This is a genomic window from Xanthomonas sp. SHU 308 (assembly GCF_000364645.1).
Taxonomy (GTDB): domain Bacteria; phylum Pseudomonadota; class Gammaproteobacteria; order Xanthomonadales; family Xanthomonadaceae; genus Xanthomonas_A; species Xanthomonas_A sontii.
The window spans coordinates 1-913 of the sequence record NZ_AQOK01000878.1 but is presented as its reverse complement, the minus strand read 5'-3'; the positions used below and the strand labels follow the sequence as shown (position 1 = coordinate 913).

The following is a 913-nucleotide window of genomic DNA, read 5'->3' as shown; positions in this document are numbered from 1 at the left end:
TTGTAGCACCGGCGGCCGTCGCCACGGTGCCGGCGACGCCGCGCATGTCCGCTGCGATGCCCGCGCAGATCAACGTCAACGCCACCGCTGCCACCGCTGCCACCGCGGCGATCGCCGCACCCCCGGCCACGACATCCCTGGCGGCCTGGCCGTGGGCGCAGGCGCTGGTGGCGCTGTGGCTGGCCGGTGTGCTGGTCTGCGCCGCGCACAGCGTGCTGGCCTACCGTCGCAGCCGCCAGCGTGCACGCGAGGCGGCGCCGTGCACCGACACCGCCCTGCTCGGTGCGCTGCGCCTGGCGGCCGAGGCCCACGGCCTGCGCCAGCCGCCGCAGCTGCGGCTGTGTGAGCGCATCGATTCGCCGCAACTGATCGGGCCGTGGCAGCCGGTGCTGCTGCTGCCGGCGCGGCGTATGGACAGCCTGCGCGCCGACGATCTGGACATGGCGCTGACCCACGAACTGGTGCACCTGCAGCGCCGCGACCTCTGGTGGGGGCTGCTGCCGGCGGTGGCGCAGCACCTGTTCTTCTTCCATCCGCTGGTGCACCTGGCCAACCGCGAGTACGCCCTGGCCCGCGAGGCGGCCTGCGATGCGGCCGTGGTCGCCGGCCACCGCCATTGCCGTCACGACTACGCGCGGCTGCTGGTGCAGCTGGGTGTGGCACCGCGGCCCAGCGCCGGCCTGGCCAGCGCTTCGCCGACCTTCCTGAGCCTGAAACGGAGATTGCTGATGCTGCAGACCACGTCCGCTTTTCCGCGCCTGGGCGCGGCCCTGATCCTGACCGCGGTGGCCGTGCTCGGCGTGGCGCCGCTGCGCCTGGTGGCCCAGCCCGGGCATGCGCTGCCTGCCGCCGGCAAGCCGGCTCCCGCCTCCCCGGCGCAGGCCGCGGCGCCAGCGAGCGAATACACTGCCGA

1 pseudogene is annotated in these 913 nt (G+C 74.6%); it reads left to right on the top strand.

Annotated elements, in window-relative coordinates:
• Positions 1 to 80 precede the first annotated feature (80 nt).
• A pseudogene (locus D588_RS0122665) lies at positions 81 to 913 on the top strand (M56 family metallopeptidase); the annotation flags it as partial.